General features: G+C 49.1%; 22 protein-coding genes. All 22 read right to left on the reverse strand.

Annotation, left to right across the window (positions count from 1 at the left end):
- Position 1 precedes the first annotated feature (1 nt).
- On the reverse strand, positions 2-1,108 hold the full coding sequence (locus N530_RS0103635; protein WP_026479601.1) for an ABC transporter ATP-binding protein: 1,107 nt from the start codon (positions 1,106-1,108) through the stop codon (positions 2-4).
- Positions 1,109-1,185: 77 nt separating this feature from the next.
- Positions 1,186-2,244, reverse strand: a complete 1,059-nt coding sequence (locus N530_RS0103640) for an extracellular solute-binding protein (protein WP_026479602.1) — start codon at positions 2,242-2,244, stop codon at positions 1,186-1,188.
- Between the two features lie 355 nt (positions 2,245-2,599).
- Complete coding sequence (gene urtE / locus N530_RS0103645; RefSeq protein WP_026479603.1) at positions 2,600-3,295, reverse strand: urea ABC transporter ATP-binding subunit UrtE; 696 nt, start codon at positions 3,293-3,295, stop codon at positions 2,600-2,602.
- Between the two features lie 2 nt (positions 3,296-3,297).
- On the reverse strand, positions 3,298-4,047 hold the full coding sequence (gene urtD, locus N530_RS0103650; RefSeq protein WP_026479604.1) for an urea ABC transporter ATP-binding protein UrtD: 750 nt from the start codon (positions 4,045-4,047) through the stop codon (positions 3,298-3,300).
- A complete protein-coding gene (urtC, locus tag N530_RS0103655; RefSeq protein ID WP_026479605.1) occupies positions 4,044-5,213 on the reverse strand; it encodes an urea ABC transporter permease subunit UrtC in 1,170 nt (389 codons plus the stop codon). Before urtC ends, urtD begins: the two co-directional genes overlap by 4 nt.
- Before the next feature lie 5 nt (positions 5,214-5,218).
- Positions 5,219-7,168, reverse strand: coding sequence for an urea ABC transporter permease subunit UrtB (gene urtB, locus N530_RS0103660; protein WP_026479606.1), 1,950 nt, complete (start codon positions 7,166-7,168; stop codon positions 5,219-5,221).
- A 72-nt stretch (positions 7,169-7,240) separates the two neighbouring features.
- Positions 7,241-8,539, reverse strand: coding sequence for an urea ABC transporter substrate-binding protein (urtA, locus tag N530_RS0103665; RefSeq protein WP_026479607.1), 1,299 nt, complete (start codon positions 8,537-8,539; stop codon positions 7,241-7,243).
- Positions 8,540-8,735: 196 nt separating this feature from the next.
- On the reverse strand, positions 8,736-9,362 hold the full coding sequence (gene ureG, locus N530_RS0103670; RefSeq protein ID WP_026479608.1) for an urease accessory protein UreG: 627 nt from the start codon (positions 9,360-9,362) through the stop codon (positions 8,736-8,738).
- Positions 9,359-10,021, reverse strand: a complete 663-nt coding sequence (locus tag N530_RS0103675; protein ID WP_035266133.1) for an urease accessory protein UreF — start codon at positions 10,019-10,021, stop codon at positions 9,359-9,361. Before N530_RS0103675 ends, ureG begins: the two co-directional genes overlap by 4 nt.
- Positions 10,022-10,095: 74 nt before the next feature.
- On the reverse strand, positions 10,096-10,593 hold the full coding sequence (locus N530_RS0103680; protein ID WP_256374301.1) for an urease accessory protein UreE: 498 nt from the start codon (positions 10,591-10,593) through the stop codon (positions 10,096-10,098).
- A complete protein-coding gene (gene ureC / locus N530_RS0103685; RefSeq protein ID WP_026479611.1) occupies positions 10,542-12,254 on the reverse strand; it encodes an urease subunit alpha in 1,713 nt (570 codons plus the stop codon). Before ureC ends, N530_RS0103680 begins: the two co-directional genes overlap by 52 nt.
- Positions 12,254-12,559, reverse strand: coding sequence for an urease subunit beta (locus tag N530_RS0103690; RefSeq protein ID WP_018689533.1), 306 nt, complete (start codon positions 12,557-12,559; stop codon positions 12,254-12,256). The genes ureC and N530_RS0103690 overlap by 1 nt, the downstream gene beginning before the upstream one ends.
- Positions 12,560-12,569: 10 nt before the next feature.
- The gene (locus N530_RS0103695) at positions 12,570-12,872 is read right to left on the reverse strand and encodes an urease subunit gamma (RefSeq protein WP_018689532.1); all 303 of its coding nucleotides are present in this window, start codon (positions 12,870-12,872) and stop codon (positions 12,570-12,572) included.
- Between the two features lie 11 nt (positions 12,873-12,883).
- Entirely contained in the window at positions 12,884-13,705 is an 822-nt protein-coding gene (locus tag N530_RS0103700; RefSeq protein ID WP_026479612.1) for an urease accessory protein UreD, read from the reverse strand.
- A 394-nt stretch (positions 13,706-14,099) separates the two neighbouring features.
- A complete protein-coding gene (locus tag N530_RS0103710) occupies positions 14,100-16,628 on the reverse strand; it encodes a cation:proton antiporter (protein WP_026479613.1) in 2,529 nt (842 codons plus the stop codon).
- 273 nt (positions 16,629-16,901) lie between these two features.
- Positions 16,902-18,425, reverse strand: coding sequence for an ATP-binding protein (locus N530_RS0103715; RefSeq protein WP_026479614.1), 1,524 nt, complete (start codon positions 18,423-18,425; stop codon positions 16,902-16,904).
- 216 nt (positions 18,426-18,641) lie between these two features.
- The gene (locus N530_RS0103720) at positions 18,642-20,363 is read right to left on the reverse strand and encodes a SulP family inorganic anion transporter (protein ID WP_026479615.1); all 1,722 of its coding nucleotides are present in this window, start codon (positions 20,361-20,363) and stop codon (positions 18,642-18,644) included.
- Between the two features lie 405 nt (positions 20,364-20,768).
- Positions 20,769-21,527 carry an ABC transporter ATP-binding protein gene (locus tag N530_RS0103725; RefSeq protein WP_026479616.1) on the reverse strand — a complete coding sequence of 253 codons (759 nt, stop codon included), beginning with the start codon at positions 21,525-21,527 and terminating at the stop codon, positions 20,769-20,771.
- Entirely contained in the window at positions 21,524-22,465 is a 942-nt protein-coding gene (locus N530_RS0103730; protein ID WP_026479617.1) for an iron chelate uptake ABC transporter family permease subunit, read from the reverse strand. The genes N530_RS0103725 and N530_RS0103730 overlap by 4 nt, the downstream gene beginning before the upstream one ends.
- Entirely contained in the window at positions 22,458-23,414 is a 957-nt protein-coding gene (locus tag N530_RS0103735) for an ABC transporter permease (RefSeq protein ID WP_026479618.1), read from the reverse strand. The genes N530_RS0103730 and N530_RS0103735 overlap by 8 nt, the downstream gene beginning before the upstream one ends.
- Positions 23,411-24,319, reverse strand: a complete 909-nt coding sequence (locus N530_RS0103740) for a siderophore ABC transporter substrate-binding protein (RefSeq protein ID WP_026479619.1) — start codon at positions 24,317-24,319, stop codon at positions 23,411-23,413. Before N530_RS0103740 ends, N530_RS0103735 begins: the two co-directional genes overlap by 4 nt.
- Positions 24,320-24,369: 50 nt before the next feature.
- Complete coding sequence (locus tag N530_RS0103745; RefSeq protein WP_026479620.1) at positions 24,370-26,322, reverse strand: TonB-dependent receptor domain-containing protein; 1,953 nt, start codon at positions 26,320-26,322, stop codon at positions 24,370-24,372.
- Positions 26,323-26,405: the final 83 nt, after the last annotated feature.

The raw sequence follows: 26,405 nt of genomic DNA on the forward strand, positions 1-26,405 counted from the left end.
ATCAATTGCCTTGATGCGCGAAACAACGGGTTTGCTCCGGCGCCCATCCAAAGTGCACTGTATCGCCAACGGCAAGGTCGCGGAATTCTCCAGTTTGCGGCAGCGCCACATTCATAGATGCGGCATTGGTAGCATCACGCAAAATAAGCTGGCTGTTGGCACCGTTAAACAATACGTTTTCGACGATACCTGTTCCTGTGTTTCCCATTTTCGCCACGTCTTTTGCGATGCGCGACAAACGCACAGCTTCAGGTCGCACAAAAACATCCACTTTGTTGCCATAGGTAAGGCCTTGGCCCAGATCAAGGCTGCTGAGGCTTTTGCCTTCAGGTGTTTTTAAGTTGAGAACACCGTCTTTTACTATGTCCACAGTCGCGTGGAAGCGGTTTGCTTCGCCGACAAATCCAGCAACGAAAGCTGTTTGCGGCTCATAGTAAAGCTCTTTCGCAGTGCCGACTTGCTCAAACACACCATGATTCATTACCGCGATTTGATCGCTCATGACCAATGCTTCGGACTGGTCATGGGTAATGTAAACAAAGGTGGTGTTGAATTCAGATTGCAGTTGCTTCAATTCGATTTTCATATGCTCGCGTAATTTCAGATCAAGCGCGCCAAGCGGCTCATCCAATAAGAGCACATCAGGCTCCAGCACCATGCAGCGTGCAATTGCAACACGTTGCTTTTGGCCGCCCGAAAGAGAGCTGACAGCGCGATCACTTGTGCCGCCGAGACCAACACGTTCTAAAACCTGTTCCACTTGCTTTTTGATGTCTGACTTATTCACGCCGCGTTGGCGCAGGCCGAAGCCAACATTAGCGCCAATGCTCATCATCGGAAACAAAGCGAGATGCTGGAAGACCATTGAGACAGGACGCTTGTTTGGTGCGACGTTGAGCATTGATTTGCCCTTGATCAACAGGTCACCGCTAGAAGCTTCCTGAAAGCCGGCAATCATGCGTAGGAGCGTGGTTTTACCACAGCCCGATGGACCAAGAATGGAGAAAAAAGTGCCTTGTGGCACACTAAAACTTATGTCTCGAACAGCTTTAAAGTCTTTGAAACTTTTTGAGATCGCACGACATTCGAGGTCCGGTGTGGAAGGCATGTGTATTTAAGCTTTCAAAAAAGAGAAGCGCGGCAACCGCGCTTCTTTATATTATGCAAGATAAAAGCAGGACGCAATTATTGAGCAGCGTTAATGCGGTCCAGTGCAGCACCTTCCAGTGCTTCCAGTCCAGCAGGAACAACAGGATACCATTTCACATTGTCAATCGCCTCTTGCGGGAAGCTTGCTTGATAACGCTGTTTCAAGGCATCATTAACATTGGCATCGCCGCCCTGTGAGGCCGTGAAGTTGCCTGCAGATTCTGTGATCATTGCCGCAATTTCCGGCTTCATCACAAAGTTGATCCAAGCATATGCAGCTTCATCGGCACGGCCGCGTGCAGGAATTGCAAATGTGTCAATCCAACCCAAAGCACCTGAAGTTGGGGCAACATAGTTGATGTCCGCATTGTCTTCGTTCAGCTGCCAGCCGCCTGTATCCCACGCCATAGCCGCAACAACTTCACCGGAACGAAGCAGGTTTTTAATCTCATCACCGCCATCCCAGTAAGCTTTCACATTGCTCTTACATTCGATGAGCTTTGCTTCGACCTTATCAAGAATGTCTTTGTAAGCCGCTTCATCGCCATAGGCTGCAAATGGGTCCATGCCCATTGCAAAGGCAAAACCGGTCAGCGTTGCGCGCTTGAGACGATAAGAAACTTTGCCAGATACTGAATCATTACACAGATCTGTGTAATCCTTGATGTCAGCGGCTGTTGATGAATTAACGATCAAGCCGCTGGTGCCCCAAATATGTGGAACGCCATAGACGTCGCCTTCATAAGTGGTGTTACCTTTAGTTGCTTCCAACATAGACGGAATGAAAAGGGCTGTTTCAATTTTTGAAAGGTCCAAAGGCTTGTAAATACCGAATTCTGCCTGTGGGCCCGCAATACGGTCTTGGCTTGGCTGTGCAAGATCAAAGCCGCCGCCATTGGTCGCACGAAGTTTAGCGATCATTTCTTCATTGTTGGATTTTGTGACTTCAACCTTGTGGCCAGTTTCCGCTTCAAATTTGGCAACAACATCGTCCGGTGCGTAGCCGCCCCATGTCAATAACCGCAATGTTTCTGCTTGAGCGGTTGTTGAAAGCGCTACAATAGCAACTGTCGATAACATTATTTTTAGGTTCATTACTCTCTCCATTTTTTGTCAATTCTAACAGGGTAAACAATTGTAAATCAGTGTTTATTTCTTCGTTTACGCGTGTTCCGACTATTCCTGCTGTATGACGGTCGCATGACACCGGTCATCCTGAGAAAGGATACTACACAGTTCTTTCAATGGCACAATATTGCACAAGCAGGCCACTATTTTAGGAGGTGGGATTATTCGCTATTCAAAACGCAAGACGTAATTGTTGAAGTGTTATTATCAGAATAAGTTGTCAGATTGGCCTGTATATCCGTTTATAGTCTTCTGACTAAGCTATCTGATAGCTGTTAATTACTGTCGAATTCGTCTGTGGACAATCGCGTTTGGTTTGAGTTTAAACCGAAACGGCATCCAGCATTTCAGCTTTGCTTACGGTCCTCTTATCACCGCTCATTGTCACTTCGCCTCGGCGGAGAACATAGAATTGGTCTGCAAGATTGTAAGCAAAGTCAAAATATTGCTCGACAAGGATAATCGCCATATCGCCTTGGTCGCGCAGATATTCGATCACACGGCCAATCTGTTGGATGATGTTGGGCTGAATACCTTCTGTGGGCTCATCCAACAGTAGTAGCTTCGGCTTTGTAATAAGCGCACGACCAATTGATAATTGCTGTTGTTGTCCGCCCGATAAATCGCCGCCGCGTCTGTTTTCCATCTCTTTGAGCACAGGAAAGAGTTCAAATATCTCGTCAGGGATTTTATGCGCGCCGCTCGGAAGGCACGAAAATCCTGTCTCCAAATTTTCGCGCACGGTCAATAACGGGAAGATATCGCGTCCCTGCGGCACATAGCCGATGCCTTTCATAGCGAGTTTGTAAGACGGGACTTTAGCAATTTCTTCGCCGTCCAAAAACACCTGACCGCTTGAGCGATGATGCACGCCAGAAATGGCTTTAAGCAGACTTGTCTTACCAACGCCATTGGTGCCCATGACGCAGGTTACCTGTCCAACAGAAGCAGACATTGATACCGCATTTAAGATTTTTGATTGACCATAATGAAGGTCTAAATTTTCAATGCTCAGCATTTTTATCGCCCCAAATATACATCAATAACCGCTTGATCCTGCGTCACGTGATCAATGCTGCATTCGGCGAGTACCGCGCCTTCATGCAGCACGGTGACGCGGCAATCTAAACGGCGCACAAATTCCATGTCGTGTTCAACAACGACAACCGCCCGCGTTTCAGCAGCTTTGCGCAATATGTCGGTCGTCTTTTCGCGCTCCTCGGGTGTCATGCCCGCAGCAGGTTCATCAACAAGCAAAAGCTGCGGGTCTTGCGCCAGCAACATACCGATCTCTAACCACTGTTTTTGCCCATGCGATAATTCACCAGATAAACGCTGCAATTGATCTGCAAGACCGATTTCACCCGCTAGCTTTTCCACCTTCGAAACATCGCTGTCATCACGGCGGTAGAAAACAACATCCAATGGTGAACGGCTTTTCTTGAGCGCCATAATTAAATTATCGAATACAGTTTGGCTTTCGAAAACACTGGGCCTTTGAAATTTACGCCCAATACCGACGCGCGCAATTGCACTTTCATTCATTTTTAAAAGGTTCTTGCCCGGTCGCCCATAAGTTACTTTTCCAGTATCAGGCCGTGTCTTGCCAGTAATGATATCCATCATCGTGGTTTTGCCAGCACCATTTGGCCCGATGACGGCACGCAGTTCTGCGCTCCCAATTTGAAAGCTCAAATTGTTGATTGCGCGAAACCCATCAAAAGTGACAGAGACGCCGGAGACTTCCAGTAATGTTGGGTTTTTGCTCATGCGTCTTGCCTCCGCACCAATCGATCAAACAAGCCGCCAAGACCTTTGGGTGCAAACAAAGTGACCAACACAAAACCAAAGCCAAGCAGCACCAACCACCAGTCGACCCATTTGACTGTGTAAAATCCAAGCGGCACATCCGGCACTTGGCCAGATGTGAACCAGCTTGAAATAAGCGAGACGAAAGCTGCGCCTATGATGGCACCATAGAGACGGCCTCGGCCACCAATCGCCACCCAAACAGCCAAGTAAATTGAAGCAATCGGTGCGATTTCAGCAGGGTTGATAATGCCTGCTTGTGGGTAATAAAGCGCACCTGCAATGGCCGCAATAACGGCCGTGATAACAAATACCACAAGCTTATAAGCTTCTACGGAATAGCCAAGATAACGCACCCGCGTTTCGTCATCGCGAATGGCACGAATAACGCTGCCAAATTTTCCCGATACCAACCAAGCGGCAAAAAGATATCCAAGCCCAAGTGCGAGCGCAGAGGCCCAAAGAAACCAGATAGAGATAGTATCTTGCGAAACGTTAGAAGCCCCAGGAATATTTTGAAGGCCGGAAAGACCATTGTTCCCGCGCAAGCCACTGTCATTTTGGAACAGATAAAGCGCTAATGCGAGCGTCATAGCTTGTGTCAAAATTGAAAGATAAACACCCGTCACGCGGCTGCGAAATGCTAACCAGCCGAAGACAAGAGCCAGCAATCCAGGGACAAGTACGACCAGTGTTAATTGTATCGGGAACGAATGGGCAAATGTCCATATGGTGGGGATTTCACTTCCCCCCACAACGCCGAAAATCTGGGAGCCGATAGCATCCCTAATCTCGCCAGATGTTGGCGGCAGCGGGGCATTGGCAAGCGAATTGATGACAATCTGCTCGGTGCGCGCATACATCAGCCACATGCCGATCATATAGCCGCCAAGTCCGAAGAATGCGAAATGTCCAAGCGATAAAATACCGCAATATCCCCATACCAAATCCATCGCCAAAGCTATGAGACAAAGACAAAGCGTCTTGCCAAGCGTCTTGATAAAGCTTGTTGATATCAGCCCGAGGCCAAAGCCTTCCGACAGGATGGTGGCACCGATGGTGAAGAGCGCCAACAGGCCAATGAATATCAGCACCGACGGTTGGCGAATGAGAAAGCTACGCTCCATAGTTCTTAGTCTCCCGCCGCGCGACCTTTAAGGGCGATAATCCCTTTAGGCCTGAACTGAATGAAAATGATGATGAAAATGATCATGAATGTCTGTGCCGCCAATGTGTTGGACGGGTTAAAGAACTCGATGATTTTTTGCAGGCCGCCGATCATGCTCGCGCCAGCCAACGTGCCCCAAATATTGCCAACGCCGCCAACCACGACTGTCATAAAACTTTGCACGATGTAGTTAGAACCAAGCTCTGACGTGACCTGACCGAATAGGCCGATAGCAACGCCTGCAATGCCTGCAATGCCCGAGCCAAGGCCAAAGGTGAGCATGTTTATCTTATCAGGATTGATGCCCATTGATGAAGCCATGCGCGGGTTTTGTGTAACGGCTCGCACTTCAAGGCCAAGCCGTGTGCGGTTCAAAATGAAGAGCAAAAGAGCGAAGAACAATAAGGCCAACACAAAAATCGCGATGCGAATGTAACTGATTGACACGATGTCGTTATATACCCATGCCCCATCAAGCCATGCGGGAGATGTCAGCGGACGGGCTTGTGTGCCGAAAATGTTTTTTGCCAATTGTTGAAGCGCGATGGAAATACCAAAGGTCGCCAAAAGCGTTTCCAATGGGCGGTGCATAAGATGACGGATAACCAACCGTTCCAGCGCAACGCCAGCCCCAAACGCGACCACAAAGGCGAGAGGCAGCGCGACAATAAGCGATAGCGTGTAATCGGGTATCAATTGCTGCGCGACATACCCCGTATAAGCACCGATCATGATGAATTCGCCGTGTGCCATATTGATGACACCCATCACGCCGAAGGTTATCGCAAGGCCGATGGCTGCTAGAAAATATATCGATGCAAGCGAAAGCGCATCAAGTCCCAAATCAGCGCCCTGATACGCGCCAACGCGTGTATTGATTGAACGTACCGTATTGCGTGCTGCATCGGTCACGGCACTGTCTTGCTCTATATATGCGTCGTAAAAGACATGGCCATCAAGGGCAGCCTGAACCGCCTTTTCTGTAATGAACGGCGGAACGATCTCTTTACTTGCGAGTACCTGGTAGACTTCAATCCGGCGCGCTTCCGTGTTCAAACTCGCCACATCAAAACCACCAATTTTACCGTCCGTAATATTGGCGATTAGCGCAGCGTCACGCGCCTTTGTTGTAATGCGCTGTGGCGCAAGATCATTATCGACCAAAAGCTGATAAGCTGCGTCGTGTGCTATGCCATTGCCTACAGAAAGCCGCTGCGCGACATTTTCAGTTTCAGGTATTTCTTTTGCTGTTTTGATCTGCGTCGCCAAAATAGGATTGAGCATGGCTCTAACGTCAATATTGGTGTCGCCAGCAAAGTGAGTGATCGCATCAATGCGCGCAGTACTATCCTTATCAAAGCGGATAGTCAGTAATCGCTCTAAGCGTTCCATGCGCGTTTTAATGGCAGCGACAGGCTCGTCAGTTATTGTTGTGCGTAGAACGTCTAAATGGCTTTCATCGGGGTCGCGTTCAATCGCAGTCAAAGCGTTCGTGCGTTGAATTTGGTCTTCATCAATGAGTTGAAAACGAACAAGCGTGGAAGCCATGACGGCGCGCACACCGCTATTGGGGCGCAGCTCTTTGAGTTCTGATTTATCTGCAGTGCCTGCAACATCATTGGATTCGATATCAATCAGTTCAATGGGGGCAGCATCGCTATTTTCCACAAAGAAAAACAGACCATCGCTTTTCCGCATCCAAAGTTTTTTGCTCTGCCAGTTTTCCAGCAATGTGGAGACGTTCGTGCTTTCATTTTCCAAGAGTGCGTCAAGAATTGGCGAAATGGTCGTGCGCGATGAACGCTCCACCGCTTTGCTATTCTCTTGCAGAATTGTTTGCAGATCAGCCGATTGCGCGGAGACTGAAAATACTGTGATGAAAAGCATCACGGCTGCTATCAAAATGCGAAACATAGATTTTATCCGGTGATCAGGGAAAGCAGAGCCGCACGAATGCGGCCCTACCTGTTCAGTCTGAGAGGACTGTTAGTAGTTCGATTTGATCTGAACACATGTGCTGGTTTCGGTGTTGTACATACCGCAACCAAGGGTCGCCCAATCCGATTTCAAAACAGCGGACTCAGGCAAAAAGTCGGTCCATGCATCGCCCGGTACAGGTTCTGTCTGGCTGATGATGTCAAACTGCCCGTCGGCTTGAATCTCACCCATAAGAACTGGCTTTGACAAATGGTGATTTGGAAGCATCTCTGCTGTTCCGCCGGTTAAATTCGGGAACTTCTGGCCATACATTGCAGTGCGAACCGCATCGACATCCGTTGTGCCAGCTGCCGTTACTGCGTTCACCCACATATTAAAGCCGATATAATGAGCTTCCATCGGATCGTTGGTCACACGCTTTTCGCCCATGCGCGCTTTCCACGTTTTGATGAATTCTGCATTGGCTGGGGCATCGGCAGATTGGAAATAATTCCAAGCAGCCAAATGTCCAACAAGGTTGGATGTATCAAGGCCAGACAATTCTTCTTCGCCGACGGAGAATGCGACAACAGGAATGTCATCGGCAGAAACACCAGCGGCAGCTAACTCTTTATAGAAGCCAACATTGGCATCACCATTGATCGTGGATATCACGCCAACTTTTTTACCGTCAGCACCAAGTGCGATCACATCGGCCACAATTTTCGACCAATCGGAATGGCCAAAGGGCGTGTAGTTGACAAAGATGTCTTCTGCCGCAATGCCTTTACCTTTGAGGTATGATTCAAGAATGTTGTTCGTTGTGCGGGGGTAAACATAGTCGGTGCCGAGTAACGCAAATTTTTCAACGCCAAGCTCCTCTAAAAAATAATCGGTCGCTGGAATAGCTTGCTGGTTGGGAGCAGCACCTGTGTAAAATACGTTTTTAGAAGATTCTTCACCCTCATATTGAACAGGGTAGAACATCAAACCATTGAGCTCTTCAAGAACCGGAAGTGCCGACTTGCGGCTCACCGATGTCCATGATCCAAAAATCACATCAACGTTTGAAACCGTTAAAAGCTCGCGCGCTTTTTCAGCAAATAGCGGCCAGTCAGACGCCGGATCAACGACAACGGCTTCAAGTTGCTTGCCCAGCAAACCGCCTTTTTCATTTTGCTGATCAACCAGCATTTCAATCGTGTCTTTAAGCGTCGTTTCTGAAATCGCCATTGTTCCAGATAGTGAATGCAGAACACCTATCTTGATTGTCTCTTCCTGTGCTGATGCTGAAAACAACATTGAAACAGATATAAGTGTAGTTGCACCGGCCAGTGCGAAGCGGCGTGTCACCTTGTTCAATTGCATAACTCCAAAGCTCGTTAATATCGCTTCGTGTATTGCAACATGCGTGCCAGTTTCGCGGCTCGCGATTTAATCATTTATTATCAAATACTTAACGATTTAAGTTGGCGCGCATTTAAAAACGTGACCAGTATATTTAAATGAACATGCACTCTTTTTAGGCGGCGATAGTCTTCTGAGTAAAAAATAGGCGACAGGTTTAAGCGGGCTTCGATAGGCCGCCATGGTTTTCGAGAAATGATACAATCTCTTCGACGCCGCTTCCGCGCGATAGATCGCTCAATTGAACAGGTCTCTGGCCTCGGGCGCGTTTTGCATCCGCATCCATTTGTTCAAGATTTGCACCCACATAAGGCGCAAGATCGGTTTTATTGATGATGAGCAAGTCAGATCGCGTGATCGCTGCGCCGCCTTTGCGCGGTATATCGCCGCCCTGACAAACCGAAATCACATAGAGCGTCAAATCCGCCAAATCTGGTGAAAATGTAGCCGCCAGATTATCACCGCCAGACTCAATGAAAATAATATCAAGATCAGGATGACGCGTATTAAGTTCATCAATCGCTTGCAAATTGATCGACGCATCTTCGCGGATAGCCGTATGCGGACAGCCGCCGGTTTCAACACCGATGATGCGATCTGATGATAATGCTTGCGAGCGCACCAATGCGTCAGCATCTTCGCGCGTGTAAATATCATTTGTGACAACGGCCACGGAATATTTGCCCGACATTGCTTTGCATAGTTTTTCTGTCAGCGTTGTTTTGCCGGTGCCAACTGGCCCGCCAATACCAACACGCAATGGTCCATTATTTGATTGGTTCACGACCGGAACATCCTTCCATTCAAATGCTCATGGCGCATCGACATGATTTCTGCATTCATTGCAGCACTGCCAACATCATCCATATCGCTCTGCGCCGCAAATTCTGCCAATGCTATAATATCTGGCTCAAGCGTGGCCATAATGTTTGAAGCGCCATTTTGACCTGTGACCGACAGGCGAATTGCCGCCTGCGCTTGGTTCGTAATCGCGCTATGCAGATAGGCGGACAAAGCAATCGTTAGGTCAATCTTACAGGCACCAGCCGCTGCACCAACCGCAACACAAAGCGGGCAAGGCGAGGGGAAGCGAACATCATCCATATCTGGCCAGCTTATGACAGCTTTTATAAATGCATCGCCTTGTGCGGTCATTTCTAAGTAACGCCCTGCGCTTCCGGCAAGCGCAAGTGCCATTTCTGCGATTTTAGTTAGTTCTTTAGGGGCGTTGCTCTTTCGCCAAGCGGCGGCAAATAGAACGGCATCGTTGTGCAATGCGCCGTTGCTGAGTGCTGTTTTAAGCCAATCTTGCAAGTCATCGGCGTTAACGACAAGGCCGCTTTGCACTGCAGTTTCAAGACCAGATGAATAGGCAAATCCACCTGTGGGAAATACAGGCGAGAGCCAAGACATGAGTTTTAATAGCGATGCACTATCATTCATTTTTCTGAATTTCTGCGCTGCCAGTCGTCGATAATACTATCGAGCAATATATCATCACTGTGCCAGTCAAACTTTTAGTCATGGTGATGATGTCCTTTATGAACATCGCCATAAGCACCACCTTCTGGATTAAACGGTGCACGAATTTCTACGGCGGTGGCACCAAGGCCAATCAGCATCTCTTTTATCACATGATCTTGACGGATAAGTATGCGGTCGCTTTCAATTTGTGCTGCCAAATGTCGATTGCCAATTTGCCAGCCAAGCGCAAGTAAATGCCGCGTATCGCGCCCACGCACTTCCAATAAATCCTCTGGCTCTGCACGCACTTCAATCACACGCCCGTCATCCAAGACCAGTCCCTCGCCATGGCGCAGCAATTTGGCCTCAGGCAAATCCAGCAGAAACTCAATGCCATTGTCTGATGTCATTTTAACACGCCTGCGATGCCGCGCAGTTTCATCCAGCGTTATCGTATCAGCTGGTGAGTGGGTATGAGAAATCGTTGTCGTGGCCTTAATCAAAACAGAAAATACCTCTGTGCCATAGGCAGTACGCTTGCTGGTTCGCACGTTAACAATATGCCATCTGCACGAACTTCATATGTCTCAGGATCAACCTCCATATGCGGTGTCGCATCGTTCAAAATAAGCGATGATTTGGAAATGCCTCCACGTGTATTATTCACCGCCACCATCTGTTTTTCGGTTCCAAGCTTATGTGCGAGACCGTCGTCAATCGCCGCTTGGCTTACAAAAGTTACAGAGGAATTGGTGAGCGCTTTGCCGAACGCACCAAACATGGGGCGCATATGCACTGGCTGCGGTGTCGGGATGGAGGCATTGGGGTCGCCCATCGGTGCAGCAATAATTGTGCCGCCTATTAAAACCATCGCTGGTTTCACACCAAAAAATGCGGTGTCCCACAACACCAAGTCTGCGCGCTTGCCTTCCTCAATCGAGCCGATCTCATGGCTAATGCCATGCGCAATCGCTGGGTTGATGGTGTATTTTGCAATATAGCGGCGCACGCGAAAATTATCGTTATCGCCTGTCTCTTCTTTGAGTGGGCCGCGCTGCTTCTTCATCTTATCGGCCGTCTGCCAAGTGCGAATGAGAACTTCGCCCACACGGCCCATCGCTTGACTGTCAGATGCGATAATCGAGAACGCGCCCATATCGTGCAGAATATCTTCAGCAGCAATTGTTTCGCGTCGAATACGGCTTTCGGCGAATGCAATGTCTTCTGGAATTGAGCTGTCGAGGTGATGGCAAACCATCAACATATCCAGATGCTCTTCCAGCGTGTTGATCGTGTAAGGCCGTGTCGGATTGGTGGAGGAGGGCAGTACGTTCTGCAGGCCGCAAATTTTAATAATGTCCGGTGCATGGCCGCCGCCAGCACCCTCGGTGTGAAATGCGTGGATGGTGCGACCTTTGAATGCGTCGACCGTGTTTTCGACGAACCCAGATTCATTCAACGTATCGGTGTGGATCATCACTTGCACATCGAATTCATCTGCAACATTTAGGCAGTTATCGATAGCTGCAGGCGTGGTGCCCCAATCTTCATGCAGCTTGAGTGCACATGCGCCTCCCAGCACCATTTCGTGCAATGCGCCGGGCAATGACGTATTGCCTTTTCCTGCAAATGCAAGATTCATCGGAAGGGCATCTGCGCTTTGTATCATGCGGCCTAAGTGCCAAGGCCCCGGCGTACATGTCGTTGCAAGCGTGCCATGAGCTGGTCCAGTGCCGCCGCCAAGCATTGTGGTAACGCCCGAATAAAGCGCATCGTCAATCTGCTGCGGGCAAATATAATGGATATGGCTGTCGAACCCACCAGCAGTGAGAATTTTCCCTTCGCCTGCAATCGCCTCTGTGCCCGGTCCAACGATGATGTTGACACCTGGCTGTGTGTCAGGATTGCCCGCTTTGCCGATCTTGCAAATACGCCCATCTTTTAGGCCGACATCGGCTTTATAGATGCCGGAATGATCGACGATCAGCGCATTGGTGATAACCGTATCAACAGCGCCGTCTGCGCGTGTTGTTTGTGCTTGGCCCATACCATCGCGGATGACTTTGCCGCCGCCAAATTTCACCTCTTCGCCGTAAGTTGTAAGATCGCGTTCGACCTCAATAATCAAATCCGTATCGGCAAGCCGCACTTTGTCGCCAGTCGTTGGGCCGTACATAGCAGCATATTCTGAACGGGGGAGTTTTGTAGGCATTATAGATCTCCCATTATTTTAGCATTGAAGCCATAAATTTTGCGTGCGCCAGAAACAGGAATAAGCGTTACGTCACGCTCTTGGCCCGGTTCAAACCGAACAGCGGTTCCAGCCGCAATATCAAGCCGCATGCCACGCGCAGCATCGCGGTCAAATGTCAGCGCCGCATTGGTTTCATAAAAATGATAATGGCTGCCCACTTGCACCGGACGGTCGCCCGTGTTGGCGACTTTAAGCGTGATAGATTCAGCGCCCTCATTGAGTGTGATGTCGCCTTTGGCGGTAATAATTTCACCGGGGATCATAGATGTTCTCCTATCTAATCGGCTCATGCACGGTCACGAGTTTTGTGCCATCGGGAAAAGTGGCCTCGACCTGAATATCGTGGATCATTTCAGGGATGCCCTCCATCACTTGTGCGCGGGTGATCACGTGCGCGCCTGCTTCCATGAGGTCGGCAACGCTGCGCCCGTCGCGCGCGCCTTCAACGACAAAATCTGTGATCAGTGCAATGGCTTCTGGGTGGTTCAGCTTCACGCCGCGCTCAAGGCGCTTGCGCGCGACAACTGCCGCCATTGAAATCAGCAATTTATCTTTTTCTCTCGGGGTCAGTTGCATATCGTCTCCATCTAAAGCGTCCAGCATTTCGGCAGTTTTTGCCCGCCTGATAGGCATTGGATCACAGGAATTAGGGTGCGGCGTAAATCATAGCTATCCATAGCTAAAATGCGCAAAAGCAACTTGCCGTTCCAGCAAGACACCGCGCCGTTCTCACCAATTATATTATTGAGCTGCGCCATGGACTGCTCAGCGGTAGGCGACACAAAAAGCACCGTCGCTATGGCCTTGTTGCCCGCAGCAATTGCTTTGTTCGATAATTGCTCATCAATCGGGCCAGATATCCATAATTCTTCCGCATGGATGAGAGCGCCATTTTGTTGCACGCGCCAGCGGTCACGGATCGCCGCTTCCTTTACAATTTCTCCCATCGCTTTACGGCCAAACACCAACGCCTCGACAATGAGCGCAGAGGCGTTATCGGATAGATCAATATTGACTTTGCGCAGCAAATTCGCGCGATCAAAAACAATGGTTTCTTGCGGCAACCAGTTTATGTGCGATCCGCTAGAAGCGTTTAACGCAATATCGGCGACTGCTTGTCCTGAGCTAGATTTATAGATTTTTTCGCAGGCCTGCGATGTCAAAGTAAGTTCGGCATTGTCATGAGCGCTGAAATCCCAATCAAGCGTGTCGCCGCCCGTCATGCCACCAGCGATGTTGATCATAACCGCTTCAAGCGGACCAGATTCATAACGTTCAGGAATACGAAGTTTAGCATTGCCCGACTGATATAAGTTTTCAAGCATGGTGTTCCCACTCACGCCTGTCACGCTAAGCCGTGCACTGCCCGCATTGCGCTGCATCGGTTGGATAGTCGGGATGATATTCATCGCGTTTCAAACAGTTTCAATCGTACTTGCCTATAAAGATTTTTGTGCGGTCAGCGCCTTCCATTTCATGGATTTCTAGATGGTTCGCCGACAAAAAGATGAGCCCGTCGAGCCAGCTATTGAAAGCGCATGAGCCGTAAAAATACTTCGGAATTTTGCGCTGATGCGTAAATATTAAGCAAGACTAAGACTGCCTATAAAGCGGGCAATGTGAGCTGATTATTTAGGCGTAAGTCCTGTTATTTACTCATTTGGCGATGTTGTCAGAGGAAATTGTTATTTCCCAAGGCTGCGGCAATTTCCAATCATCGCATACTTGCTCGCCGTCAATAATATCATTGCAGCAGCAAGCGCTGGTGTAAATATGATTAGCCAAATGATGGAAAAGAACCATCTACTTCGTAATGAGTGGGGTGCCTGATTGTTCTTTAGCAATGAGCGCGTCAGGGTCTATGCCGCGCTCCTTTGCGCTGTTGCGAATGGCTTGCTGTATTGCAGGGCTACGCGCAAGAAGGCGGCGGAAGCGATCAGCGTCAAGCGCGAGTAATGTCGAAGGAGCGATTGCCCGTACTTGCGTGCGAACCGCTTTCTTCGTCAGGATTGCAATTTGCCCAAACATCTCCCCGCCGCCGCGCCGCCATGTTTGACCAGCGCTCTCAAGCTCGACGGCACCGGAGGCGATAAAGTAAACACTCGTCGCTGGATCATCCTTATCAATGATCAACTCTCCTGAATTAACGTAAACAGTCTTGAGCGAACGTCCCAGCTTTTTGAGCGCAGAATCATCCATTCCAATAAACAAAGGAAAACGCTGGACGAGTTCTAAACGCTGAATGGCAACATCGAGCGAAGGACGTTTCTCAGTTGCGGCACGTTGCACATTCAGGTTTTGCATCAGCGCTGTGTAAATCTCAGCTCCAATCAACCCATCTTCGCGCATAATGGAATATTCACGCTCTTCAAGGCGTAGTGCTGTACGCCGGATGAAGCGACGTTCGAGTTTTTCTGCGTATCCAGGATATTGCAGGCGCAGGCCTTCTAATGCAGTCTCCAGCGCCTCCACACGGCGCGCGACTAACTCATGCAGCAATTCTGCGACACGTCGCCCATGAATACGTCGAATACGTTTATCGATGAACGCATCAAGGTCGCGCAAAATAAGCCGCTGTGACAGTAAGAGCTCAAAGCGATCAGCAGTCATACGGGCCAAAGGCCCAGACAAATGCAGGCGTCGTTGTAATGCCACGCCAATTTTGAAATCTAGGCCGTATGACACGGTTTTTCGCGCTGCGCGTTGATACCCATAGCGTCCGCCAGATCTTGCGCCTTCAATCAGCTGGTCCGCATCCGATAAGACTTGTTCTGCCATACGTTGGGAAATTGTCCGCTCTCGCATGCGGATAAGCACAGTGTCGCGCTCATGACCTGCAAGAGCAATCAGTCCCAATGTAATTCGGTCACGATCAAGAATTTCAGCGCCGTCTTCTGCGGCTTGAACTGTGTCGTTCAATCGCTCACCGAATTTCTTTGCTTCAGAGCGTACAATTTCGCGATTTAATTCATAATTCTCAGTGGTGTTTTCCACATCCTCACGCACGGTTTGGAGCGCAACCGCAACGACCTGACGTGATAAAGCTTCGTCAATTGGTGATAATCGATCAAGCCCGAGCCATCTAATGACGCTCCGCAATGTCGTACCCTGCACAAGAAGAGTGAAGAGCGTGAAACCTGTGGCGAGGATGCCAACCACACGCTTCACTTCAATCGGAACCCAAATACTTTCAGTAACAGCCAAAGCCAGCGCAAGAGTGACCGCCCCGCGAAGTCCGCCCCATAGGATAGCCACGCGGTACGGCCGTTCAACGGCAGGCGAAAGGCGCAGCAATGTAAGCAGCGGTAACAGCCCAAACAGAATGAGCGCACGTGCGATCACAGCGGCACAAATGACGACGCTGACTAGAAAAAAGTCCTCGGCACGCACTTCTTCTAATAATCTTGGGATAAGAAGCGCAGCCAGAATAAAGATCAATGCGCCTGCCCAATGTGCAAGGAGGTCCCACACTTCGCTGAGGTTTGACCAAGCTTGCGGCGACAAACGGTGGGGCCCTGTTAGGTTCATCGTTATGCCGGCTGTCACGACAGCGATTACGCCAGAGGCGCCGACAATTTGTTCTGCACCAATATAAACGAGATAGGGAAGAGCAACTGACACAGAAATCTGCGCACGTTCATGGTGCACAAAAACTGACATGAGCAATACTGACAGCCGTGCTGCAACCCAACCTACAATTGCGCCGCCGCCAATCAATACGGGAAACTGTCCAAGCGCATCCGTAAAGGTCGGGTCTGGCATGCCAAGCATCACAAAGCCCATGAACAGGCCAAAGAGCGCGATTGCCGCGGCATCGTTCAGCAGGCTTTCGCCCTCGATGATACGCGCCAGCCTGCGCGGTGCAGAAATGGAACGGAAAATCGACACCACAGCCGAAGGGTCTGTCGTGGATACGATGGCTCCGATTAGCAGGCAGGCAGCAAGTGGCAATGTACTCGTCCATGCCAGTGCATAGCCGACACTTAAAGTAGCGACGACCACAGCGACGACAGCGAGCACTAAAATAGGAACCCAATCGTCGAGCATACGGCGCAAGTTCATTCCCAGCGTTGCCTGAAATAACAATGTTGGCAGGAATACATAGAGGAACACGTTTGAACGAATAGGCAGGCCAAGAATTGCCTCGGCGACAGGGTTCAATGCGTCGGTCAATTCAGTGCGCAGAAAGAAGATAGCGCCTGCACCGATAAGCATGCCAAGAACCGCCAAGATTACGCTATAGGGAAGACGTAGCCGTGCAGCCAGCGGTTCGGCTGCACCGATAATCAAAAAGAGCGACGCTATAAAGGCAGTTATTAAGATGATATCCATGAACGGGAAATAGCAGAAAATTTGTTTGGATAAAATCGACGTAATGCAATAATCGATAAATTTTACGATAATTAAAACTAAATATCCAAGCTGAACATCTGAAAAGTGCTGTGTAGGGAACGCGTCGTTTCTATAAAGTTACGATGATCGTGTAATTGATTACTGCAACTCTTTTAAATAATTCAAGACACTGCCGAAAATCATAAAATTAGTGGTAATTACTTGCGCTATTTTTTGAGTGTTTCTGGCGAGTATACTCGCCAAACCAAACTGCTACTCCGCAGCTTCAGCGCTTTGCGAAATCACATCAGGCTCATCGGCAGCACCCGGTGCTGTTTCAGATGCGAGTTCAGGAATGCCTACAATACGTTTGCCAGACTGATCGGCATGAACAATGATTAAGCCTTGCTCTTCGAAATAGCCTAAAAGCCTGCGTGCTCGCCGCGCTGAATGAGTGCCATAGGCGCGGGCAATACGAGCATCAGAAGGGCAAGTGTCGCCTTTGATCGCAGCATAGGCGAGCATCAAAAATACGCCCTGCAAATCATCCGTCACCATCGTGCACATGGAAAGGGCGGTAGCCCAAGTCTCCGTGTCCTGCGTTTCTGCATCAACGCCAGAACGCGCAATGGCAACGCGGCGACGGAACTCACTGAGCGACATTGGTGAGCCGGACAGGCGGCGCATGCGAAGTCGAACCAAAAAGTCCTGATACAGCGCTGAATCGGTGCGGTAACCTGACTGCGGATCGGAGAGAATTTCCTCCAGCACATTGGAGATGCTGGCTTCGCGCTCTTCCGCAGAAATTTCAGGAGTTGCCGTCTTATCACTCGTCTTTGATAAGGGCGCATCGCTAAGCGGAGTAGCGCGAGAAAGCTCAGCCAAAATATCCGTTGTTGGCCGCGGTGCTGGCCGTGCGCGGCGTTGTGGCAGCTGGTTAAATTCCTCTGGGTCCGGCGTAAAAATCAGATCTTCAACATTTTCTGCAACGTCAGGCATGGGCATCAATTTAGGGCTAGATGAGCGCGCCTGTGTTTCCACTGCGCCAATAGCAATCGGAATGGGCCTCCGAGAAAGGGCAGGGCCAAGCCCCACAAAATTACCGCGTTTTAGATCGCGGAACATCTCTGCCTGACGTCGGTCCATGCCCAAAAGGTCCGCGGCGCGTGCCATATCAATGTCAAGAAACGTGCGCCCCATAAGAAAATTAGAGGCTTCCGCCGCTACGTTTTTGGCAAGTTTAGCCAAGCGCTGCGTTGCGATGACGCCCGCTAAGCCGCGTTTGCGGCCCCTGCACATTAAGTTGGTCATCGCACCCAGCGACATTTTTCGAGTGCCTTCAGATACTTCGCCGCCAACTGCTGGCGCAAACAATTGTGCCTCATCCACCACGACCAAAATTGGATACCAGAACTCATGTTCAGCATCGAATAGCGCATTAAGAAATGTCGCTGCCGCGCGCATTTGCTCTTCAACGTCTAGCCCTTCAAGTGAAAGAACGCAGGATACACGGTGCCGCCGAATGCGGCTGGCAATACCAGCAAGTTCGCCCTCGGTGCGATCTCCCTCAACAACCAGATGACCGTATTTTTCTGACAATGTCACGAAGTCGCCTTCAGGATCGATAATCACCTGTTGAACCCATTGCGAGGATTGCTCGAGCAGACGGCGCAGTAGATGCGATTTTCCTGAGCCGGAATTACCTTGCACCAAAAGACGGGTCGCCAGCAGTTCTTCAATGTCAAGATTGGCTGGGGCTCCCCCTGTCAAACTTCCCATTTCAACTGCGACCTGCACCTTTGCTATACTCCGTAAATGAACTCGAAAACGTCATCTCCACTATATGAGGAGCAGCCCTGCCTATATCAAGATTATGTCTCTGCCGCTGCCTGTGACTGGCGAAATACACAGATTTAAAATGGTCATGACAGAGGCGCTTTCCGCTTAGTATAAGTCATGTGGCAAATGTTCTGTGTGAGCGTGGTATCGATGTTTGAGGAATATTTGTACTGCTCAATGTTGCGCTGCCTTTAGCTTCTGTTCGGCTTCAAACTGCGAGAGAAAAACTTCGCCACTCATTTCCTTCAGAAATGATTGTGCTTTCAAGCGATCCATTACTGGTCCTTTGACTTCAGATAAGTGAAGCGTGACACCCATTGCTTTCAATCGTTCGTTTATCGCCTCAAGTGACTCAAGCGCACTTAAGTCGATTTCATTGATTGCAGAGCACTGCAAAATCACGTGCCGGACATTTTTGTCATCAGCGACACGATTTTGGATTTTATCTTCAAGATAACGAGCATTTGCAAAGTACAAGCTTTCATCAACACGCAGTGTCACAATTGAAGAATCTGTTAAAACATCATGGCGCAGAATATTGCGATAATGTTCAGTGCCAGGGACTTGGCCAACTTCGGCAATATGCGGCTTAGATGATTTATATAGGTGCAGTAAGATTGATAGCCCGACACCTGCCGACACGCCTGCCTCTACTCCCAGTCCAAGGGTCACAAGGATTGTGGTCAAGACAGCAGAAAAGTCTGCTTTGGAGTAATTCCAGCTGCGTTTGAGTATCGAAAAATCAACAAGGCTGAGCACGGCGACGATGATAGTTGCCGCCAAAGTCGCCTTGGGCAAAAAGTAGATCAACGGTGTCAAGGCGAGTGCCGCTATGGCCAGCCCGACTGCGGTGAATGCTCCAGCGGCTGGGGTTTCGGCCCCTGCATCAAAATTGACGACTGATCGCGAAAAGCCACCTGTAACCGGAAATCCACCTGTAAGTGATGCACCGATATTAGCGGCGCCAAGTCCAATTAGTTCTTGGTCTGGATCGATACGCTGCCGCCTTTTAGCCGCAAGAGTTTGTGCAACTGAAATTGATTCCACAAAGCCGATAATGGAAATCAAGAATGCAGGAAGGAGTAGCTGACCCAATAATTCAGGTGAGAAAAACGGTAGTGTCAGAGGAGGCAAGCTTTGCGGCACATCTCCAACGATTTTAACACCCTTATCTGCAAGGTTAAAACCCCATACGGCAAGAGTAGTCACGACGACGACAGCCACCGGTCCAGTTTTCACAAGAACGCCAGTTATGCCAGAAGACAAGCCCATTTTTTGTAATACTGGTTTGAGGCCTTTGCGCACCCAGAAAAGAAACCCCGTTGCGAGAATACCAATAATTGCGGTAATCCAGTTGGTTTCTGATAAATGTTGGCCCAATGAAATAACCAACTCCAGAAGGTTATGGCCATCCGCATTAACGCCAAGAATATGTTTGATTTGGCTTGCTGCGATAATGATGCCAGAGGCTGTGATAAATCCTGAGATAACGGGATGAGATAAGAAATTTGCAACAAAACCTAAACGAAAAAGTCCCATTCCTAATAAGATCAAGCCCGATAATGCAGCCAGCGACAATGCCGCAACTGCATAGCCCATTGTACCTTGCTCAACGATGTGGCTCAATGCGGCTGCAGTCATCAATGAGACAACAGCAACGGGGCCTACAGCCAAAGCACGGCTCGTCCCGAATATGGCGTATAGCAAGATCGGCGCAATCGAGGCATAAAGGCCAGCCTCAGGAGGCAATCCTGCCAATAACGCGTATGCCAATGATTGCGGAATCAACATGATTGTCACGATTAACGCAGCCACAAGGTCATTTGAGAGTGCGGACCGGTTGTACTCTCGCCCCCATTTCAAAATAGGTAAGAAGCGCGTCAGATCAGTTTTCATGTTAATCTCAAAGAGTTGATTATGAGGGTATCAATATTATTCAATAGTCACTTTTTCTAGCTTAGCCACCCATTCATGACAGTGACATAAGACCTAAGAATAGAGCATCAGTGGATCATTTGAAGTCGCCAACGGACTATCTGCTCTTCTGGCATTGTTCGAAGGCTCTATTTATGAGCGTCCAGTTCACATTTTGATTGTTATTGTGGTTGTCGAAGCTGCTCGCTGTTATCGGTTTTATATGTTGCGCGCTGTTTCTTTCTGGTTTCGGAGTGATGCTTATTATTCCTATCATCATTGGATTGGCAGGGTTTATTTTCTTCTCAGCCAAGACACGTGTTTAATGCATGCTAGAACGTGCCTTTAAAAGTACAGTGGTATCCGTTTTCCCTCCGCCTTAATTCCTCACAAGAAATGCAAGCTAATGGGTTTTCCTGCAATCGTTTCGACATTGATTTGAAAGCCGAAAACCGACTGTAAGACATTCGGATGCATGACCTTATCAGGTCTGTCATCGGCAATTATTTTCCCATCACGCATGGCGATAATCCGGTCCGCATGAACCGCTGCGTGATTGAGATCATGAAGAACAATAATGATGCTGCGCTGCTTCGTATCAGCCACATGGCGTAAAGTGCGCATCAGTTCACGTGCGTAGAAAATGTCTAAATTGTTGAGCGGTTCATCCAGAAGAATGTAATCTGTGCCTTGTGCAAAACACATTGCGGCGCGCGCTCTTTGCCTTTGGCCGCCTGATAATGTGTCAACGAATTTATCTTTGATTTCGAAGAGATCGAATATGTTAAGCGCTTCGTCTACTGCCTCGAAGTCCGCTTGCGTTGGTCTACCTTGATGATGGGGAAAGCGTCCGAACTGAACGAGTTCGCCGACGCGCAAGCGTCCCGCAACGGCGTTGTCTTGTGGCATTATTGATAGGCGCTGCGCGAGCGTTCGGGAGGCGGTATTCGCAACGTTCATGCCATCCACAATGATCTCACCTGATGTGACCGGCACAAGCCGCGCCATAGCGGAAATCAAGGTTGATTTCCCCGCTCCATTAGGACCGATGAGAGCCGTAATACCGCCGCTTGGTAGTTCCAGATTTATATCGCTGAGAATGGGCGTGCCCGAGAGCGATACAGCCACATTAGTAAGCTTGATCATGTTTGCCCTCTATAAAAAAGAATGAACAGAAAAGTAATGCCGCCAATGAACTCGATCAGTACGCCAAGGGGCAAAGCGTTGCTAAACGCATGACTAAGAACAGTTTGTCCTCCCACCAGAAGAATAATGGCGACAAGAATACTGGTGATAATGGTTTGGCTATGTTTGCTGGTTCCAGCCAGTCTTTGGCCAAGAGCAACAACCAGCAATCCTAAGAATGTTATGGGGCCTGCCAGCGCTGTAGAAATCGCCACAAGCATGCCAACAAGAAGCAACAGGATAACTGAATAACCACGCCAGTTAACGCCAAGCCCTATAGCGGTTGGTCTGCCCAAAAGGATGACATCAAGAACATGGCGCGCACGCCAGCATATTGCTGCGGCAATAATTGTGAGCACAAGGCATGGCAGCAACAGATCGGCATTGACTGTGTTGAAATCCGCGTAGCTTACGTTTTGCACAATTGCGAAATCATTAGGGTCGATTAATCTGGATAACAGGGAAGATAGGCTTCTAAAGAGAACGCCGACGACAATGCCGCCAAGCAGCATCAGCACGAGTGCATTGCTGTAACGCAGCAATGGCAAAAAGAGCAGGCAAGCAAGGCCGGCCATCATGACAACTTCAATAGTGAACTTACCCACTGGATTTAAAGCTGCATATCCAAAGCCGCCCAATACAAAAACAAGCGCTGTTTGAAGTAAGACATAGAGCGCATCCATTCCCATAATGGATGGTGTCAAAATGCGGTTGGCCGTAATTGTTTGAAATACCAAAGTCGACAATGCCACTGAGACAGATACTTGCAGCAGGCTGAGTAGCCGCTCCAAGCGCAACTCCATGGCGAATTGCCAATTGCCGCGCACATTGATTGTCATGAACAGAACGATGGTCACAATTGCAGTGAGAGCTAGAATAACAAGACGTCGATCAAGCATGACGAAATGACCGACTAAAAATAAGCATCAGAAACGCGGCCGCACCGACGACCCCCATGATTGTTCCAGCTGGAATTTCATAAGGGAAGCGGATGAGGCGTCCTATTAAATCTGACACAAGCACCAGAAGTGCGCCGCCCAAAGCAACCATTGGAATAGCGCGGCGTACATCATCGCCGATCATGCGTGATACGGCTGCTGGAACAATCAAACCTATGAAAGGCAATGCGCCGACGGTTGCAACGGTCAAGCCGGAGATGACCGAAACGATGACCAATCCAATTTGCAGAGTGGATTTATAATCAAGGCCAAGGCCGATTGATGTGTCGCGGCCGAGCGCGAGAATAGTCAGGCGGTCTGCGACCCACCAAGCGGCAACCATGACGAAGCCGATAAACCACAAGGTTTCATAGCGTCCACGCATGACGCCAGAAAACTCACCACTCATCCAAACATCTAAAAATTGTAAAAGGTCAAAATGCCATGCGATCGCCACTGCCAATGCACCGACAATGCCGCCATAAATAATCGCAAATAGTGCAATCATATAAGGATCTTTGGACGACACTTTTCGTGCCAAAGTCAAAAATAGTGCTGTGCCTACAAATGCTGTGAAGCTGGCAACCAGAACCTTCACCATGATCGTTGATTGGGGTGCGAGTATTGTAATCAACAAAATGCCGAGTGCTGCGCTTTGTCCGGTGCCTGCAATCATCGGGTCGACAAATCTGTTGCGTGCAAGGCTTTGCATAACAAGGCCAGCGATTGCCAAGCTTGCCCCAGTCAACAATACGGCAAGCGTGCGCGGCAAACGGCTGCTTAACATAAGCTCAATATTGGCAGCACTATTACCGTTGAAAATATCGCCTACGCCAACGGCAATGCTACACAAGCTCAAAAGGAGCAGGGCAGCAATGCCAAGCGTTATTTGCGCGCGCACCGAGCTCATTCGTCTTTGGCAAAACCTGCGGCCAGCGCATCAAAAACGGCCATTGTTGAACGTGCGCCACCGGCTGCAATGTAAACATTGGCTGATGGTGCATAGATGACGTGCCCGTTTTTCCAAGCCTTGGTTTGGCGAATAAGTTCATTATCAAGCGTTGCTTTAGCGTTCTGTTCGTTCGAACCAATGGCCGCAGCACGGTCCACCACAATCAACCAATCAGGGTCAATATCAGCAATAAACTCAAATGATACTGCATCACCGTGATCGCCAGCATCAATGTTCTCATCGGCTGCCGGAATAGCTAGCGTGGTGTGAACCCAGCCAAAGCGTGATTTTGGCCCGTAGACGGAAATTTTTGGTCCGTTGGTCATGACAATCAGCGCATTGCCTTTGCCGTTGGCTGCATCTGTTGCAACTTTGATTTTGGCATCAAATTCTGCAGCAAGCGCTTGCGCCTTATCATTCACGCCAAAGATTGTGCCGTAATCCACAATGCGTTGACGTGCTTGATTGATGAGATCATCGCCCCAGATCGTCATGTCAATTGATGGCGCGATACGGCTTGTTTGATCGATCTGTGTCGAAGACCGCCCGCCAACGATAATCAATTCAGGGGCAAGTGCATTGAGCGCTTCAAGATCAGGTTCAAAAAGAGTGCCAACTTGCTGCGCTGATGTGAATTTGCCCTTCAAACTGTCGAGGTAAAGATTGTTCGGCACACCGTCAATTTTGATGCCAAGTGCGTCCAATGTATCAATCGCTGCGATATCAAATACCGCAACTTTATTTGGTGTTGTCTCGATTGATTGTGGGCCGGCTGCAGTTTGAATTTCTGCACTCAAGGCAGGCAAGCATGTCGCTGTTAGTGATAAGCCAACGAGGGCGAATAGGTTGAGTATTTTTTTCATATAGCTATCTCCGGCTCTGCTCGCAGATGCCGTCCTTTCTCTGGTCTGGATTAGAATTTGGCTTTGAGTGATAATTTAAATGACCGACCCGGCTCATGCAGCGGTTCAACCGTGCTGAATTCTTGGCCATAAGTGGCGCGTGAAACGTAAGTTTCATCAAAGATATTGTTGACCGCGGCGCGAAGTGTCAGGTTTTCATAATTGAGCGGCGTGTATTCAACAAAGGCGTTGAATACCTCGTAGCCAGCCAATGTTGTTTGTGTCGAACCACCGCCAAAGTTGTCGGTTTCTTCCAGCACGATTTGCCCGTTGCCACCAATCGTAACGCCGTAATCAGCAAATGTGTGAGCTGCCTCGAGTGTGAAGATTTGGCCGATTGGTACTGTCAGATAGTTGCCAGTGTAAGAGTCAGATGGATTGCCATCAATTTTGGTATCAATATTGGCATAGCCAACACGCGCAAAACCATTGCCCCAATCATAGCCCAGCCCCACTTCGAAGCCGGTGGATGTCATGTCTTTTGTCAATGCGGGACCGCCGCCATAACTCGGTGTTCTGGCATCATTGATTGCAGTATGGAAAACTTTTCCGCTGACATTAAAGTTGCCGAAGCGGGCGTTTAAACCAGCAAAAACATTGTTGGATGTGACGGATTGAAAACCGCTTGAATAATCCCAAAGTGGGTTCAATATGAAATTTTCTGCGAGCGGAATGCCGCCGAACACATGTGAAGCGCCAGCGCTTGCTGTCAAATAATCTGTGACATCGAACTCACCCGATAGGTTGGCAGATAGGCCTGAAGTGTTATCCTTGTAGTCATTTACGCCTTCAAAGCGCTGGAAGTCTGCACGTGCGCCGAATGAGGTGCGAAAGCGATCTGTAATATCAAGCCGAGCTTGCGCATATATACCGATGTTGGAAGCTTTTTCTGTGCTGCTTTCATTGAGTGCGCTGTTGAGTAAATCTTCATATTGCAGGTTTGCGCTGTCAGCAAAGAAGTCGACGCCAGCAGTGATCGAGCCATTGTCCAAGCCGAATTTGTTCTCGATTTTGCCGTTGATGCTGTCTGTTTCTCCATAAATATTTGAAGCATCTTCTTCTATGCCCAAATTTGTAATGCTGTAAGCAAGCTGGATTGTTGGGTCCCAAAGGCCGACCGGATTTTCATTGGTATAAGTTAAAGTCACATTCTGACGTGCGAGATCATAATTGCGGGTCAAAGGAACAGGGCGCCCGCCCATGATAGTGCCAATATTGGCGCGGTAAGGGCGCGCCTCATCATCGCCCACGCGCTCATAAGACAACTCAAGGCGGTGACCTATTTCTGATTGATAAGCGATTTTACCAAGACCGCTGAGCAACTTCGTTCCAGAACCCGTAATGTCGACACCATCGCCATCTTGCTGCCAATTGCCTATGGCGTATTTGATGAAACCGAGCGCCTCAAAGCCGTCTTTACGTGCGTAAAGGGCGTTGCTGGTTGTGAACACATCGCCATTGGTGCTGTACTCACCAATGGTAAAGCCGCCGAACATTTTGCCGTCTGGCAGAAGGTCACCCACATCTTTTGTTTCATATTGAATAGAGCCCGCAAGTGCGCCAGGGCCAGCGTCGGCAGGCGCAACACCTGGATCAATGCTCACTGCTTTTAGCAGCGATGGGTCAATCAGTGTTGTTGCATTGTGGTGGAAAATTTTATTGTTCTGACGGCTTCCGTCAATTGAAACGGATAGATTGGTTTCCTCAACGCCGTTGACGTATAATTTCTGTGAGACGGGTAGGGAGCTGCCTACTGCAATTGTTGGTTCGGCAGCAAATAAATCCTGAAGATCTGTAGGGTTGATGCGCACGATGTCTTCATCGGTGACCTCAACGCTATTGTCATCATTCGCTTCTGTGCCGATGACGATCCGGTTTAGTTCGACAGCGTCTTGTGCCTGCGCGTAGGAAACGAGTGAAAAAATACTGACAGTGCTGGCCAGAAACAGAAATGACTTAGACATGTAGCCCCCAAATTTTGATTAAACTGGTGGCTTGACCGAAGTCGGTCTGGCTTCCTTGAGGCCGCAAGTCGCATACATGATAA

Origin of the sequence: Ahrensia sp. 13_GOM-1096m (assembly GCF_000620605.1) — a bacterium.
Lineage (GTDB): Bacteria > Pseudomonadota > Alphaproteobacteria > Rhizobiales > Rhizobiaceae > Ahrensia > Ahrensia kielensis.

Coding starts and splice junctions, on each gene's coding strand:
- N530_RS0103635 (WP_026479601.1), bottom strand. CDS start 1,108: ATGCCTTCCACACCGGACCTCGAATGTCGTGCGATCTCAAAAAGTTTC.
- N530_RS0103640 (WP_026479602.1), bottom strand. CDS start 2,244: ATGAACCTAAAAATAATGTTATCGACAGTTGCTATTGTAGCGCTTTCA.
- urtE (WP_026479603.1), bottom strand. CDS start 3,295: ATGCTGAGCATTGAAAATTTAGACCTTCATTATGGTCAATCAAAAATC.
- urtD (WP_026479604.1), bottom strand. CDS start 4,047: ATGAGCAAAAACCCAACATTACTGGAAGTCTCCGGCGTCTCTGTCACT.
- urtC (WP_026479605.1), bottom strand. CDS start 5,213: ATGGAGCGTAGCTTTCTCATTCGCCAACCGTCGGTGCTGATATTCATT.
- urtB (WP_026479606.1), bottom strand. CDS start 7,168: ATGTTTCGCATTTTGATAGCAGCCGTGATGCTTTTCATCACAGTATTT.
- urtA (WP_026479607.1), bottom strand. CDS start 8,539: ATGCAATTGAACAAGGTGACACGCCGCTTCGCACTGGCCGGTGCAACT.
- N530_RS0103675 (WP_035266133.1), bottom strand. CDS start 10,021: ATGAATGATAGTGCATCGCTATTAAAACTCATGTCTTGGCTCTCGCCT.
- ureC (WP_026479611.1), bottom strand. CDS start 12,254: ATGCCTACAAAACTCCCCCGTTCAGAATATGCTGCTATGTACGGCCCA.
- N530_RS0103690 (WP_018689533.1), bottom strand. CDS start 12,559: ATGATCCCCGGTGAAATTATTACCGCCAAAGGCGACATCACACTCAAT.
- N530_RS0103695 (WP_018689532.1), bottom strand. CDS start 12,872: ATGCAACTGACCCCGAGAGAAAAAGATAAATTGCTGATTTCAATGGCG.
- N530_RS0103700 (WP_026479612.1), bottom strand. CDS start 13,705: ATGAATATCATCCCGACTATCCAACCGATGCAGCGCAATGCGGGCAGT.
- N530_RS0103710 (WP_026479613.1), bottom strand. CDS start 16,628: ATGGATATCATCTTAATAACTGCCTTTATAGCGTCGCTCTTTTTGATT.
- N530_RS0103720 (WP_026479615.1), bottom strand. CDS start 20,363: ATGAAAACTGATCTGACGCGCTTCTTACCTATTTTGAAATGGGGGCGA.
- N530_RS0103725 (WP_026479616.1), bottom strand. CDS start 21,527: ATGATCAAGCTTACTAATGTGGCTGTATCGCTCTCGGGCACGCCCATT.
- N530_RS0103730 (WP_026479617.1), bottom strand. CDS start 22,465: ATGCTTGATCGACGTCTTGTTATTCTAGCTCTCACTGCAATTGTGACC.
- N530_RS0103735 (WP_026479618.1), bottom strand. CDS start 23,414: ATGAGCTCGGTGCGCGCGCAAATAACGCTTGGCATTGCTGCCCTGCTC.
- N530_RS0103740 (WP_026479619.1), bottom strand. CDS start 24,319: ATGAAAAAAATACTCAACCTATTCGCCCTCGTTGGCTTATCACTAACA.
- N530_RS0103745 (WP_026479620.1), bottom strand. CDS start 26,322: ATGTCTAAGTCATTTCTGTTTCTGGCCAGCACTGTCAGTATTTTTTCA.